The 14,468-nt window shown below is 42.6% G+C and carries 13 protein-coding genes; 5 read left to right on the top strand and 8 right to left on the bottom strand.

Annotated elements, in window-relative coordinates; genetic code table 11:
- Positions 1–62: 62 nt before the first annotated feature.
- Positions 63–929 carry an APC family permease gene (locus LKE40_11775; protein ID MCH3918108.1) on the bottom strand — a complete coding sequence of 289 codons (867 nt, stop codon included), beginning with the start codon at positions 927–929 and terminating at the stop codon, positions 63–65.
- A 148-nt stretch (positions 930–1,077) separates the two neighbouring features.
- Between LKE40_11775 and LKE40_11770 the strand changes: the two genes are divergently transcribed.
- Positions 1,078–2,691, top strand: coding sequence for a transposase (locus tag LKE40_11770; GenBank protein ID MCH3918107.1), 1,614 nt, complete (start codon positions 1,078–1,080; stop codon positions 2,689–2,691).
- A gap of 381 nt (positions 2,692–3,072) precedes the next feature.
- Here LKE40_11770 and LKE40_11765 read toward each other — a convergent pair whose 3' ends face one another.
- The 6 genes from LKE40_11765 to LKE40_11740 all read right to left on the bottom strand — a co-directional run bounded on the left by LKE40_11765 (position 3,073) and on the right by LKE40_11740 (position 8,798).
- Positions 3,073–4,086: an SIS domain-containing protein gene (locus tag LKE40_11765; protein ID MCH3918106.1), complete on the bottom strand. Its 1,014-nt coding sequence runs from the start codon at positions 4,084–4,086 to the stop codon at positions 3,073–3,075.
- A 61-nt stretch (positions 4,087–4,147) separates the two neighbouring features.
- A complete protein-coding gene (locus tag LKE40_11760) occupies positions 4,148–4,798 on the bottom strand; it encodes an HAD family phosphatase (protein MCH3918105.1) in 651 nt (216 codons plus the stop codon).
- A 5-nt stretch (positions 4,799–4,803) separates the two neighbouring features.
- Positions 4,804–5,727 (bottom strand): PfkB family carbohydrate kinase, encoded by a 924-nt coding sequence (locus LKE40_11755; GenBank protein ID MCH3918104.1) that lies wholly within the window; start codon positions 5,725–5,727, stop codon positions 4,804–4,806.
- Positions 5,728–5,734: 7 nt separating this feature from the next.
- Positions 5,735–6,562, bottom strand: coding sequence for a carbohydrate ABC transporter permease (locus tag LKE40_11750; protein ID MCH3918103.1), 828 nt, complete (start codon positions 6,560–6,562; stop codon positions 5,735–5,737).
- The gene (locus tag LKE40_11745) at positions 6,559–7,458 is read right to left on the bottom strand and encodes a sugar ABC transporter permease (GenBank protein MCH3918102.1); all 900 of its coding nucleotides are present in this window, start codon (positions 7,456–7,458) and stop codon (positions 6,559–6,561) included. The genes LKE40_11750 and LKE40_11745 overlap by 4 nt, the downstream gene beginning before the upstream one ends.
- A gap of 62 nt (positions 7,459–7,520) precedes the next feature.
- Entirely contained in the window at positions 7,521–8,798 is a 1,278-nt protein-coding gene (locus tag LKE40_11740) for an ABC transporter substrate-binding protein (GenBank protein ID MCH3918101.1), read from the bottom strand.
- A 232-nt stretch (positions 8,799–9,030) separates the two neighbouring features.
- Here LKE40_11740 and LKE40_11735 point away from each other — a divergent pair, with 232 nt between their 5' ends.
- The 4 genes from LKE40_11735 (at position 9,031) to LKE40_11720 (ending at position 13,881) form a co-directional block, all read left to right on the top strand.
- Positions 9,031–9,738, top strand: a complete 708-nt coding sequence (locus LKE40_11735; protein ID MCH3918100.1) for a GntR family transcriptional regulator — start codon at positions 9,031–9,033, stop codon at positions 9,736–9,738.
- A 122-nt stretch (positions 9,739–9,860) separates the two neighbouring features.
- Positions 9,861–11,627, top strand: a complete 1,767-nt coding sequence (locus LKE40_11730; protein ID MCH3918099.1) for a transposase — start codon at positions 9,861–9,863, stop codon at positions 11,625–11,627.
- Between the two features lie 893 nt (positions 11,628–12,520).
- Positions 12,521–12,901, top strand: coding sequence for a hypothetical protein (locus LKE40_11725; GenBank protein ID MCH3918098.1), 381 nt, complete (start codon positions 12,521–12,523; stop codon positions 12,899–12,901).
- Positions 12,902–13,245: 344 nt separating this feature from the next.
- Positions 13,246–13,881, top strand: a complete 636-nt coding sequence (locus tag LKE40_11720) for a hypothetical protein (GenBank protein MCH3918097.1) — start codon at positions 13,246–13,248, stop codon at positions 13,879–13,881.
- A 107-nt stretch (positions 13,882–13,988) separates the two neighbouring features.
- Here LKE40_11720 and LKE40_11715 read toward each other — a convergent pair whose 3' ends face one another.
- Positions 13,989–14,378 (bottom strand): PaaI family thioesterase, encoded by a 390-nt coding sequence (locus LKE40_11715; GenBank protein MCH3918096.1) that lies wholly within the window; start codon positions 14,376–14,378, stop codon positions 13,989–13,991.
- Between the last annotated feature and the right edge of the window lie 90 nt (positions 14,379–14,468).

Here is a 14,468-nt window from a genome sequence, read left to right as displayed (position 1 = left end):
AAAAAACAGATATTCAAATATATTGGTATTGTCCGTCTATGTCTTTCGAAATAAAATGTTATTCAATGATCCAGTATCCTCCTATCGGATTTTTTCCCTAAGAAATTCCTTTTATGTGTCAACAAGAAAACAGAACCCAATATTACCCAACCTAAGGTAATTATCCTGGATGGTATTGAAAGGAACGACGGCGTTCCCGGTATGAGCAATAAAGCAATAAACGAACATGAAAACAGACTCCCTATCAAGGCCTTTGTTGCCTGTCTTCGATTTCCGTCTTTCTTGGAAAACTTATGGCAAGACAGACAAGTATAAAGGTAACCTATTGCAGTACCGATGGATGCAACCTCAAAAATCCAAGAAGTAACAGTCCGTCCAAAAAAAGGAGCAAAAAGCGAATACATCAGAGTAAATACAATGGCATTTTCAGGAGTCCCGTTCTTTTGATTGAGCTTAGCAAAAAATGAAAAACCATTTTCACGACCTATGGCAAACAAAAGCCGACTTGCGGCCATATAAAAGGCAAGGACTCCAGACAATAATGCTGCCAGGATACAGATGCTTAGGATATATACTCCTCCCCGTCCCAATACATAGGCCACGGCATCAGCCGTATACCACTCAGATGGCTTTGAAATGAAATCATACCAAGGAAATACAATGGCTGTAGCCGTGTTTACCGCAATATAGATCAGAAAACCAAAAAAAATAGCGAGTTTCATGATTTTCTTACATTGTCTGGTATCAAATAAGAACTCTTCAGATGCCTGCGGAACAGTATCAAATCCCACAAAGGCAAACGGAGCAACAGCAATTATCGGCAACATACCTGCAATCGGCTGTGTATCCGGAGCAAACAATGGTTCAAGATGTCTGAAATCTGAACCAGAAAATCCTATGGCAGCCCCCAGCACAATCACGACCCCCATAATCAAACAGGTTACTATTATACCTTAGATGAATGATTTTGTAGTACTACATTCCAAATAGTTTGAATATTTTCTTTTGAATTATTGATATAAGTTGTAATGCGCTGTATATTATGTAGTGATATAAAAGACTACTTAAGAGGCGAACATGGCTTTTATCAAAACTCAGAAGACTTGTTGCGATGCCGCAGGCAATTTCATATCCGGTTCGGCTTCGATCAAGGACGTCGCATACGTCCGCGGAGCGAAATATCATTCCAGGCAGATTTCAAGGGAGGTGCTGGGGAAGATAATATTCCTTGATGCTGCAAAGAAAAGGGGGGTCTTCGTTTCTCCGACCAGGGGCCTTGTCTCCTATGATGTGGAAAAGGATGAGTTCAGTCCCGTTGATGACGATGACGGGAGGATCATGTCGCACGGGGAACTGAAGAAGGAGGTACACACCGTCTTCGGGGATGCCTATCTCCTTTTGGAGTTTCTGAGGAAACAGGGGCTGGCAGGGCTTCTGGAGGACGTCTTTACGAAAAAAAAGGACCTCCAGAGGGTGTATGCCCATCTCCTGCATGGGATACTGAGGAACGGAAGTGCGATATCGTGTGACAGCTTCCTGGACAAGTCCTTTGCAGCCTACCTCCTTGATGACATAGGGACAGCCTCGTTGCATTGTGATTCGGGCTTCTTCTCCCTGCTGGGGGATGACCGTGTGAAGATGGCATTCTTCAAGGGGTTCGTGTCCTTCATGAAGATGAAGGATCCTGGTTTCGGCAATGCGTGCTATGTGGATTCGACCCCCCTGCCGAACAGCATGGCGGACAATCCCTTCGATGCACTGTGCAGCCACGGGGTACATGGGAGCGCCTGCATGATGAGGCTTGTCCTGGTACTGGACGCACGGCATTCCCTTCCGGTATGGTTCGACATCATCCCGGGGAACCTGCTTGACGTGAGCACGGTGATGGGCATCGTGGAAGACGTGGAGTCAAGCCTGTGCATCAGCGTCGGTTCCCTCACCCTTGATGCCGGATATGCATCAAAGGAAATCATAAGGGCGTTTTCTGACTGCGGGGACAAGTCCCTGATACTGAGGATGCCGGCAAGGAAGGGATATCCATACAAGGAACTGTACTGGAGGCACAAGGAACAGATCCCAAAGGGCAAATATGCATTTGTCCGCAACAGGCATACTTATTTCGGGACCTGCGAGGAGAGCAGGCTCTTTGATGCGCATATGTTCCTCTATCCGTTCGTCGACAAGGAAAATGCGCTCATGGGATTCCGTGACGGCATCCTGAGGGATGAGGATGCATACGGGAAGCTAAGTGCCAGGGACAAGGACTTCCTGACAGTGAAATCCGGATATTTCGTACTCATTGCAAACTACCGGGCTGCTCCCAAGGACATCCTTTCCCGCTACTTTGACCGTGCCGACATAGAAGGAGCCTTCAAGACATCCAAGGCATATCTCAAGCTGCTTCCCCTTGCAAAGTGGACCGACTGCACGGTACGGGGCAAGATCCTTGCAGATATGATCTGCCTCATCATCACGCTTCTGTTCAGGAAGGAAGCGAATGGGGACGGCCATCCGCTTCCGGAGATCATCGGCAGGACACAGTCCCTGATGTGCTTCAGAAAGCAAGACGGAACAGTCATAGTCGAAACTCCGAACAGGCAAGTAAAGGAATGCTACAGGGCCTTTGGGATTGAGGTTCCCTCAAGTCTTGACTCAGGAAAGTTCAAGGAAGCATTGGGGTTAAAAATGTAGTGCTACAATTTCGGGCATCTTGGGATTAATACTAAAGACAAGAAAGGAATGCTGTCTAAATACACAGTTGGTTGATTGTGATTATTACAGATATCTAAACGGAGAAAAAAATGCAAGTGACTTTTGTGGAGAATATATGAGCCAATACAGCTGGGCAGAAGAAACACTTGCCCAAATATACTATCACGAAAAAAAAAGAAAAAACTGATATGATGTATCCGCCATCACGTACTGTTTTCCTTTTGGACATATAGTTTCAATAAGCCTATGATACACACAAAAGTAGAATCATAACTTGAATTTCATTCTCGAATGGCTTAGGAAGGGGCTGTTGCAAAAGTCATAGGATGACACGGCAACAGTCCCTTCTGTCAGCTCAGATCAATATTCCATCTGCCGATAGTAACGTCTGATCGTCAGCTTATGGTGCCTTACTTCTTCCAAATAACAACTCAGTCTCTCTAGGATTGCATAAATGACAAGAGGAGATACAATCTTCCTATATACAGCACAAGAGAATGGCAACTCGACAACCGAAGTATCGAATATGTTAATTCGGTCAGTAATCGTCGAAGCAAATTTCTTCACTCTGTCCATCAGAGGTTCTGTTTCATCTTCACCGTACAGCATAATGATACTCATGTCTTTTTCAACTAGTTCCAAAGTACCATGGAAGAATTCCGCGGCATGGATTGATTTTGTCTTCAGCCACTGCATTTCTTCCAGGATACACATTGCATAATCATATGCCTCGCCCCAGAGCATTCCTGAACCGACAACCATATGGTAAGTGTCATCCTTCAAATTCTCAGCTACCTGCTTAGCCTTAGGCTCATACTGCTCTTTCGCCTTCAGTAAAAAAGGTGTCAGCTGTTCATACTCTTCCATAAATTTGTCATAGTCCTGAAATTCACCTGCATTTTTCATAAACCTTGCAATAGCAAAAATCATATAAGAATAAATTGCTTCGCTCAGACAATCATCTTCTGCAAAACTATAGAACTTGTAATCTGCAAACTTGCATACTGGGGTATCGTCATTTGAAACATAGACCATTGTTCTTGCTCCTGCTTCTTTGCAGAATTGGGCAGCTTCAACAATTTCCTTTGTATTACCGCTTCTGGAAGAAAAAATACAGATACTGTCCTTGCTAAAACGTTTGTGTCCCATCGCCATGAACTCTGCTGCAATGACTGCATGGTTTTCAATCATCGAAGAAGAATCAAGCCAGTACTTCATTGGAAGAGAATGTGCATACGTTCCCCCGCAACCGACAAAAAAGATATTTGAATATCCCTGCTTGCATATCTCATCGACAGCAGCCTCAATCTGTGGCCGCAGTGCAATCGCATTGTTCACAACACTTGCGTACCGTGACTCATCAAAATTAAACATAGAGTCCTCCCAAAATAATATATAACATATCATAACGTATTATAATCTTTGTGTAAAGTCTTTACACTATCCTGCAAAGAACTTTTCCAATCTCATCGAAGCTGTATATAGAAAAATCAGCAAGACTGACATCCTGTTGCCCGCCAACAGCATCCCTACAGTAGGCAATGACACTCATCCCAGCCTTTTTTGCAGATAAGATTCCATTGGTTGAATCTTCGACTACTGCACAGGACAAGGGCAAGACACCAAGTTTAGCAGCAGTCCTTACATAAATCTGTGGATCAGGTTTTGCAATGGTAACTTCATCCCCGCACACAGAACAGGAAACAAGATGTTTCCAATGGAGCCTCTCCAATACATAATCGACTACGACTCTATAAGAAGAAGAAGCAACAGCAACCAGTAACCCCAATTGCTTGAGCAAGACTGTCAAATCCTCAATTCCAGGCATATGTGGGAACCTATATTGCAAGGCTGCCAGCATCATGCTGTTTTTCTCGGCAAGCAATTGCTCTGGTAAAACATCTAATTTATGTTCAGCAACCACCCTTTTGAAAAAAGAAAGATTATCCATTCCCCGTATCTTATCATGTTCTGATTTAGACATTTCAATTCCATGTCTTCTAAGCAATTCCAGATCCAAGCTAAGATGATAAGGCTCTGAATCAATAAGCACGCCATCCATATCAAAAATAATTGCTTCTACCATGAACCTTATTCCTCCCAATCAGCAAAAGGAACAAAATATCCCAAAGCCCCGTCAGTTTTTGCAATCTTTGCAGCGCAATAGTTTCCTACATGCATACAGTAAGGTATCAGACCATTGGAAAAATCATTCTCATCATCATCGGAAAGATGAAAATCGGATGTACCTGCAGTGGTATATGACCTATATTTGTCTCTTTCACATTGATATGTAGCAATGAAACCGGAAATCCATGCATCACCACATCCGGTCGTATCAAATACTTTTCCCGATCGGTTATACGGAAACAGGAAGAATTCCTTGTCATGGTAATAGACCCACGCTCCGTCTGCTCCTAATGTTGCAATCGAAAGCTCACAATTGAACTTATCGACTACTTGCTTAAGCAATTGTTTATTTTGATTAAAATTGTCCAGATTTCCAACAGAAAAGAGAGCATAGGTACAATTCGGACAAACTGCTGCAATTTTCTTTTCATCCCACAAATCAGAAAAATCATAGATAAGCGGGATTCCTAGTCCTTTCAGTTTTTCAAGCTGCCCATCAATGAAACTATAGCAACTTGTATGGATTAGACTAAAATCTCTTGCAAAACGAAGGATAGCATCAGAAATCAAAAGCGGTGATGACTTGACCAAGCCAAGATCATTCTCATCGGTAAGGATTCGATCCCCATTGATTGTCTTGCAGCTACAACGTCCGGTTTCTCCGTGTTTGATAGGACACAGACTACGGTCTATATGATGGGAATCAAGTACATCCCTTACTAATTTGGCATAGGCATCATCAGCTAATACACCGACATAGGCCGCATCATATCCCAGAGAACGAACATACACCGAAACATTGACACAATTGCCGCCAGGATAAATCTTTTTCCTGTCATAGTTGATATCGACGACATTATCTCCTATGCATAACATTGAAAACATAGCTTGCTTACCCCTTTACTGAACCTGCGTTGACGTCATTGATGAAATATTTCTGCAGTGAAAGATACACGACAATCATCGGTACTGCCGAAAGGCCAAGACCAGCCAACAATACGGTCCAGTTCGTATGAGTCGTCGACCTGAGTGCAAAAAGGCCCAAAGGTATATTCTTCAATGAAGGATCCTCTGTAAATACAAGAGCAAAAGCAAAATCATTCCAAATATACCTAGAACTTTCAATGATAGCTGTAATAAGAGCAGCTTTGCTCATCGGAAAGACAATCTTGAAAAATATCTGATGTATCTTTGCTCCTTCCAGATAAGCCGACTCTTCTACGTCAATTGGCAAAACAGAGAAGTAAGTCCATAGCAAGAAAAACGAAAACGGAATACGATAGGCAACGTATGGCAGAATCAATCCGATTCTTGTATTGTACAAGTGTATACTCATCAATAACTTATAAATTGGGATAAGAGCACTCTGGGAAGCAACCATCATCCCTGAAATGATAAATACAAAATATTGGGCTTTCAGACAAAAGGAAAACCTTACCGTAGCAAAAGCGGCAAAACTTGAAAGCAAGACAGTGATTGCTGTTCCTATTACAGTATATATGATGCTGTTTAAAATATTTCCGCCAATACAGAAATTCCAAGCAACAACAAAATTCCTGAAGGAAAAACTCTGCGGCATTGCCCAAGGACTGGAAAACAGAATAGTATCTGTCTTGAAACCACCAAAGTACATCCAAACAATCGGGACCAAAATGGCAAGCACAATAAAGAAAACCAACAAGTTGATTACAATCCGTGGAATGGGATTATATCTCTTCATTTTTCCTTTCCCTCCTTGAACTTGACATTGAATGTCCGCAGCTGAATGATTGAAAGAAGAAAAGTTATAACAAACAACAATACGGAAATAGCACTGGCATACCCCATCTTGTCCATCCGGAAACCAGTCTTATACAGCAATGTCGCCAACACTTCAGTGGCTCGCCCAGGCCCACCACTAGTCATGACATACACCTCATCAAACACCATAAATGCACCAATAATTGTAATAGTAACATTCATAAGGATGTTTTCCTTAATCATTGGAATGGTAATATGGAAAAAAGTCTGTATACCATTGGCTCCATCGACCCGCGAAGAATCATAGATTTCCTTTGGAACATTTTGCAATCCAACAGTAAACAACATGACCATTTCCCCCAAATATTGCCATTGGGAAACCATAATGACAGCCCGCATGGCAGTTTCCTTGTTCCCCAACCAATCCGTAGCAATCATTCCCAATCCTACAAGCCGAAGCAAAGGGTTCAAGAACCCGACAGACGGACTATAAATGATCATCCACAGCAACCCGATCGCCGTGATGGAAACAACAGCCGGTATAAAAAGAATAACTCGCGAAAACCTTGCAAACCTTTCGCTGAGATACAGATTAATAACATGGGCAAGAACCAATCCACCACAGACTTGAAATACAAGGGAATAAACAGCATACAGCACGTTATTGGCAAATGCTTTCCAAACAACAGCATCAGCAAATAATTTTCGTATGTTGCTCAATCCAACAAATTTCATCTTCTTCGAATAGCTCGCCCACCGGAATAAACTGTAGTAGAAATTCATTATCGATGGATAGAAAATGAACAATGCTACAAAAGCAAATGCCGGTATCGTAAAAAATAACAGTATTTTCTTGTCTTTATAAATCGTTGTCATCGATATTCCTATTAAAAAGCATGTGCGTATCAGTAACATACTGATACACACATGTATAAAACTTAGTTACTCTCTTGATTCGCTACCTCAGAAACATTTACCATCAACTTTTCAGGACTTACACCGTTAAATACATCCTGACATCCAACCAGATACTCATTGGCTACAGTCTGGTTCAATACGCAGTCAAGCCATTCGGCAATACCAGGAGCATCATTGTTTTTCTTGATAATTTCCAGAGTCTCAGGCAACGAGTTCTCAGAATTTGCTGCACCCTTTACAACTGGCAGGAATGCCATATCCTTACAGATTTTTGCCTGTACTTTCTTGCTAGTAAGGTATTTGATAAACTTCACTGCTTCTTCCGGATATTTGGTAGAACTATTAATCATGAACACATCGGGTCCTCCGGTAATATAACCTTTCTCGCCTCTGGCACCCTCAATTTCAGGAAAGTCAAAATATCCCCAGTCATCACCCATCGCTTCTTCATACTTAGATAGGATCTGGGTTTCATCGTAACACATGGCAGCCTTTCCTTCGATAACCAAAGATTCAGACATTTCATAGGTACAGGAATTTACATCGTGGTTCATGTACCCTTTGTTGTATAAATCAAGCAACATGTCATATGCTTGGACATATCCAGCATCGGTAAAATTAGAATCTTTCAACGCATAGTTGTCCTGAAGAACTTGTTGAGGGACAAGCTTGGTATTAAGAGTAGTCAGATAATGGCAGATAACCCATGGATATTGGTTACCTACTGCAATCGGAATGATATCGTTTTCTTTAAGTGTCTGACAGACAGCAAGAAATTCTTTCCATGTAGTCGGAATACTGATATTATACTTGGCAAAAATCTTCTTGTTGTAAATCATTTCCTTGGAGGAATAGTCAAAAGGTACACCCCAATATGACCCTTCTTTCTTTGTACAGTTCAGCATCGATTGGTTGAAGCTGTCTTTCCATGTAGGATCTGCATCAAGATACTTGGTTATATCCAAGGCAACTGAGGAATCAACATACTGTTGTACTCTCTGACCGCTCCATGTAAAGAACACATCTGGAGCCTGGTCACTTCCAAGCAATACCCTTGTCTTATCCTTTATTTCTTCATCACCATACGCGGTCATATCAATCTTGATTTCAGGATTTTCCTCTTCAAAACCAGCAACGATTTCATTGAAACACTTCAGCCGCTGGGGTTCGGGAAACTTGTGAATGAACTTCAAAACAACAGGACCTGCTGTTTTTGATTGCTCACTTGACCCATTAGCAAATACGGTACTACAAGGAATAAGCAAAGCCAGCAACATACCTACAAACATTTTTTTCATACCTTTCCTCCGAATTACAGTCTTTAACTGGTATAATGTAATAATACATTATATAATAATGCCTATTATCTTATTATGTCAACATGTTTTTTCATTTTAATCCTTTGGAATAAAATAAATTACTAGCTTACTAATGCAAAAAATATCTTTACTTAGCTTTTGATAAACATTTCACTGGTTAATTATTATATTTTATTATATAATGTATTAGACAATTGGGAGAAGTCAAATTATGGAAATAGATCCGACAAGTGCAACACCGTTATATAGGCAAGTAAGCCTTTATATTTCGTCCAAAATCAAATCAGGGACATATCGGCAAGGAGAAAAGATACCAACTGAAAATGAACTGATAGAAACTTTAAAAATCAGTAGAATTACTGTCAGAAAAGCAATGCAGGAATTGGTTGAAGATGGTCTGTTGATAAAAAAGCAAGGGAAAGGGACTTTCGTTGCTGAAAAGAAATCTATTCTCCAAGCAAATGACAACATAGGTTTTACTGACAATTGTTTAAAAAATCATCATAATCCAAAGACAGTACTTTTATCCCAAGAATTTCTGCATCCGACACAGAAAGAATGTGACTTTTTCGCTATAGATTCACAACAACAAGTACTCAAAACCCAACGGCTTCGATATATCGATAACAATCCCCTGATAATTGAAATAAATGTCTATGCACCCTCATTGGATTTTCTAGTCAATGAAAATCTCAATGGTTCTCTATTTTCAATACTGCTCAAACACAATATTAATATTATCAAATCAAAAAGATTACTTGAAATAGCAACCCCCACAAAAGACCAGATGGAAATATTGAAACTGGGAAACAATGAACAGCTACTTCTCTTTACTGATTTTCAATATGGAACAGACAATATACCTTTGTTTTTCTCACGGCAATACTACAGTACAAAAAATATGCTTTTTTACTTATAATCAGAGTTTTGCAATACAGGTTTAGTATGAATTGCTGAAAATCATGTAATATCCTTGTCTGATTGCAGTTATGTGCCTTGAATCTTTTCTTTATTTGTATTAACATATAAAGGAGGCTAGGTATGGGCAGGAAGAAGGATCCGAACGCAAAGTACCGGATGAAGGCATTCCGTTCAAACGGCCATAGGTATGCGATAACCACAGATCCCAAAATCAACAGGAAGGGCGTCCGTGTTCCCGACATCACCGTCTGGGGCAAGCTTGACGAACCCTTCCTCTTCATCCCCAACATCCGCTTCAGGCTTCTTTCTTCCGATGAGAAGGAAAGGTTCCTCTTCCCCGAGGCATGGGACCTGTCCCGCCGGTATGACCGTACAGGGGTTCCCGACGACGGTTCCCCATACGAGGGTGAGGATCGGTACCTGCTCTACGGTGACAGCTTCATGCTTGACCTGCTTGCCCGCGGCTGCGGGCTGAAGGAGGATCTCGAGACCGTCTTCGGTCGCGGGCGTACCGCCGAGATCCTCACCATCGCCTACTTCCGGCTTATCTACGGACGCAGCTGCAGCAGGCTCGAGTCGTCGTCAAAAACCCAGTGGTATCCTTCCGCAGGGATCGACTCCAGCAGGATAACGAGGCTGTCGCAGTCGGTCACCAAGGAGCAGGCCGACCGGTTCATGGCACTTCGCACCTCACGCGAGGGCGGGGCTGCCGACTGGTTCGGGATAGACAGCACCAGCATATCCAGCCATGCAAGGGACCTGGCGGATTCCCGATGGGGGAAGAACAAGGAACACGACCTCGCAAGGCAGGTGGGGCTGCTTGTCATGTACGACATGGCAACCGGCCTTCCCGCCCATTACCGGAAGCTTCCCGGAAACATCCCCGACTCCAGGACGCTGAGGCTATTGCTGGAGGAACTCAAGAGTGCGGGATTCAGTGACTACGGCCTCATCCTGGACAGGGCGTATCTCAGCAAGGAAAACCTGGATCTCCTCGTGCCGGAGGGGATCAGGGCCATATTCATGGCGAAGACCGGTGACGCAAAGATCACGAAATGCATCGGAGAGGCCCTTTCCGAAAGCGGGAGCATCACGGCCAGGGGGGTGTTCCTCAGGGACCACGACTGCTATGCCAAGGATTACGAGTACCCCTATTGCTACAGGGAAAACGAAGGGAAAGGCCATGGGACATCGGTTCCGCAGAGGCTCTGTCTCTTCTTCGATCCCGAGGCCAGAGGCGCAGAGGACAAAGCGCTCACCGTGGAGCTGCTTGACGAGGAGGAGAGCCTCCTCGGTCACCTGAAGGGCGGCGGGGCGCCGGATGAGAGGCTCCTGAAGAAATTCCGCAGGCACTTTGCCGTCGAGACCGATGGTGACGGGACGGTCGTCTCTTGCTCGAGGGACGAGGAGAAGATTGCGGGATGCAGGAAACGCTGCGGGTTCTTCGCGATCGTCTGCACGAACATGGATGCACGGGAGTATCCGCCTGACTGGGTCCTTTCCAAATACCGGATGCGGGATTCCCAGGAGAAGGCTTTCATGTATCTGAAGGGCTGGCAGGGAGGAAGGAGGCTCCGGACCTGGACGGAGCCCAGTACCGACGGAAGGGTCTTCTTCCAGTTCGTCGCACTCATCCTCAACTGTTACCTCCATGCCCGCTATTTCTCCACGAGCGATGGTTTCAGGAAGCGGTTCGCGACTCCGTGGGACGTACTTGACGAGATGCGGTCTGTCAGGCTTGTCCAGCTCAGGGGCAGGTCCCCGAAGGTCTCGGAGTTCGTCGGGAAGCAGGTGGACATCTTCGACGAGTTCGGGCTGGAGATCCCCAAGGGTTCAAGGCCCGGTTCCAGGAAGAAGCCGAAAACCGGTGGCAAAAAGAAGGCTTAAGGGATTTGTACTAAACCTGCATTGCAAAACTCTGATTATAAAACAAGCTACAGCATATTGGCACCGTAATTTTTACAAAGGGTAAAGACAGTGCAGATATATCATAAGCAACTTTCCAAAAAATAAGCAAAATATCTATTTTGATAGTTCGTATATATATTGCATAGATGATTTTGTCTACACTATGGGTAGATTTTCTAGATTTTCTTTCTGATATTAAAAAGAAAACTTGCCAGATTAGAAATCGAATTCTTCATCATGTACAAAATATTCTCTCAGTAGTTCTTCAATCCTGAGAATCTTTTACATAACTATCTTATTTTTTGTATCTGTACAAAACTTTTCTTGATTTATTTCTGGAACAGTCTAAAGATAATGTTAACAGTGATAATGGTAAGAACCGTCACTATGATAGGGTCATCGAAAAGCTGTCTTTCTATGTATGGAGCATGCTGATAACTTCAGTCAATAAGTATCTTCACAGATTTATGCCCCAACACATAATGTCCCTGCCATTACTTGCCAACCTCAAAGATTGTATTCGTACAGTCCGGCCAGTTGTTCACTTCCTGTATAATCTTAGCAATTACTTGGAAAATAACGGCTGGTTTCCTCTCAGATGCCTCATCGGTGTCATTTTTAGTTACGTCTCTGCCAAAATAGATAGGCTGACGACGGCATTGACACCATATATCATTTTCTTCAAAAGTTGTCTTTTTTCTCTGTTTGCCGTTTGGTTATCATAATAAATCTGAACTGATTACTTGCAGTCAAGATATTTGATTGGTAGTATGTAATATATCAGGACCAAAATATATAAGTTATATTTGGGGATTATTCGTGAATATGTCTGTTGTGTTGTGTCAATAACGTTCTAGCTATAGAGTGTTCCCATGATCACATCCAAGGATTTTGAAAAGCTGCATAATGTTGCCAGATGGCTGAACCAGTTCAATGACACGGAGCTGCAATTGATCGTCGATAAACTGAACAAGGAAATGGACAAGAAACCTGTACTGGAGAAGGACAGGAAAGCTTCAGGATCCGGTATCCTGCCAAGCAAGGCCAAGACGGTCATCTGTCCGTACTGCGGTTCGGAGCATGTCATACGGCAGGGGACTGCCGGAGGTAGAAATACAGCTGCAGGGTCTGCGGCAGGTACTTTTCCAGCCGTACGGGAAAGGTCACGGGCTACAGCACAGGGACCAGCCGAAGGAACGGAAGATAAGGGAGGAACTATCGACCGTCGGCAGGGAATCTCCGAAATACCGTGATGTCAATGTGAAGGAGCCGCCTGCAGAACTGATCAGGAAACATGCCTAATATGGCTTGTTTCTTTACAAACTGACATATTCACGAATAATCCCAATCAATATAATATGTAAAGTTACTCATTATATACTCTAATTCTCCTTAGTGATTAGTCAATGCATTGTAGTATCACTCAATAATGCCTACATGAAATAATTGAGCGTTGACTTATAGATACAAATCTAAAGCATATTTCTTCTTAAAAGACAAGTATATTCATGTTACCAATCCGTTCATTTACGTTATTAAAATGGCTATATTGACTAATTCTTGTACAACGAAGTAGGAATGTAGTATAATAAATAATATGTACAGAGATATCCATACACATTTACTGCCTGGTATTGAAGGTGGTTCGGTAACAAAAGAACAGTTACCGAGCATATTTTCTGCATATATTAGATGCCATATTTCCTCTATTACCTTCACGCCACATCTGTTCAATCCTTATGTGCACACAGATGTGCCAAATATATTGAATGTCTATGGATATTGCAAATCACTTGCTGAAGACTTCGGAATCAGTTGCTATCTTGGATCAGAAATCTTTGTCAAAGACGCAGAAAAAGACATCCAGGGTATTCCAATTGATGACAAATATTATCTTTTGGAATTTCCTATCATGCACGAACCCGAACATTTGCTGCAAAAGATAGAGCATGTAGTTGAAAATAGACGGAATGTCATCATTGCACATGTGGAAAGGTATCCTTGGCTGACATGGAACAATGACCTTTTCAAATCACTGAAGGAACTGGGAGTCCTCTTCCAGTGCAATGCCGGTAATATTGATCAACCAAGGACCAAGGAGTATCTCAGCAGGGACTTGATTGATTTACTTGCTTCAAACAATCAGGGAAGTACCGAGGATCCGATACAATTGGTACTCGCCTTCTCCCGTTATCCGGAAATTGCCCAAAAAACTGCCAGACTGTTTTTATAATCATATATCATGAAATCCGCTGACAAGCAGCTATGAACCAACAAACTTGGCATATTTCTCATCAAAAACTGACATAGCCGATACAGTTATGATGATACCTTCATATATCAACTGCTAAGTTTGGCAAAGACAAAAGAAGCCTTGGACACAAGCTTTCCTCCCTCAGCAGTTACTTTCGTATCAATATATGACAGTTTCCTTCCTTTTTTCAGCATCGTTGCTTCGCAGTATACAGTTGTTCCTGCAGGTGCAGGATTGATATATTCAATATTGCCTGAAACTGTTACGCCAATCTCCTCATTTTCCAGATATAACCAACCAGCAGTCAAATCACAAAGATGAAAAAGCACACCGCCAAAAGAAATGTCATAGATATTCGTCTTGCCATCATCAATCTCCAGGGATGTCACACTTTTGCCGTCTGCCGTTTCAATGCAAGTAATTCCGAAATCCTGCATTTGCTTTTTAAGTGCCTTCATATACTCGCCTATGTTCATGCTATCTCCCCTTGTCATCATACTGTCCTACATGATAAAAAAACAATCAAACACCAGCAAAACATATAAGATTCTGTTTCAAAATACCTA

The sequence above is a fragment of the Spirochaetia bacterium genome, from assembly GCA_022482625.1.
In the GTDB taxonomy this organism is placed as follows: domain Bacteria; phylum Spirochaetota; class Spirochaetia; order Sphaerochaetales; family Sphaerochaetaceae; genus Pleomorphochaeta.
The sequence above is the reverse complement of the archived record's forward strand: the minus strand, read 5'-3'. Positions and strand labels throughout refer to the sequence as shown.

Excerpts from the sequence above, each read along its gene's own strand:
- LKE40_11775 (MCH3918108.1), bottom strand. The coding sequence starts at position 929 with ATGGGGGTCGTGATTGTGCTGGGGGCTGCCATAGGATTTTCTGGTTCA.
- LKE40_11770 (MCH3918107.1), top strand. The coding sequence starts at position 1,078 with ATGGCTTTTATCAAAACTCAGAAGACTTGTTGCGATGCCGCAGGCAAT.
- LKE40_11765 (MCH3918106.1), bottom strand. The coding sequence starts at position 4,086 with ATGTTTAATTTTGATGAGTCACGGTACGCAAGTGTTGTGAACAATGCG.
- LKE40_11760 (MCH3918105.1), bottom strand. The coding sequence starts at position 4,798 with ATGGTAGAAGCAATTATTTTTGATATGGATGGCGTGCTTATTGATTCA.
- LKE40_11755 (MCH3918104.1), bottom strand. The coding sequence starts at position 5,727 with ATGTTTTCAATGTTATGCATAGGAGATAATGTCGTCGATATCAACTAT.
- LKE40_11750 (MCH3918103.1), bottom strand. The coding sequence starts at position 6,562 with ATGAAGAGATATAATCCCATTCCACGGATTGTAATCAACTTGTTGGTT.
- LKE40_11745 (MCH3918102.1), bottom strand. The coding sequence starts at position 7,458 with ATGACAACGATTTATAAAGACAAGAAAATACTGTTATTTTTTACGATA.
- LKE40_11740 (MCH3918101.1), bottom strand. The coding sequence starts at position 8,798 with ATGAAAAAAATGTTTGTAGGTATGTTGCTGGCTTTGCTTATTCCTTGT.
- LKE40_11735 (MCH3918100.1), top strand. The coding sequence starts at position 9,031 with ATGGAAATAGATCCGACAAGTGCAACACCGTTATATAGGCAAGTAAGC.
- LKE40_11730 (MCH3918099.1), top strand. The coding sequence starts at position 9,861 with ATGGGCAGGAAGAAGGATCCGAACGCAAAGTACCGGATGAAGGCATTC.
- LKE40_11725 (MCH3918098.1), top strand. The coding sequence starts at position 12,521 with ATGATCACATCCAAGGATTTTGAAAAGCTGCATAATGTTGCCAGATGG.
- LKE40_11720 (MCH3918097.1), top strand. The coding sequence starts at position 13,246 with ATGTACAGAGATATCCATACACATTTACTGCCTGGTATTGAAGGTGGT.
- LKE40_11715 (MCH3918096.1), bottom strand. The coding sequence starts at position 14,378 with ATGAACATAGGCGAGTATATGAAGGCACTTAAAAAGCAAATGCAGGAT.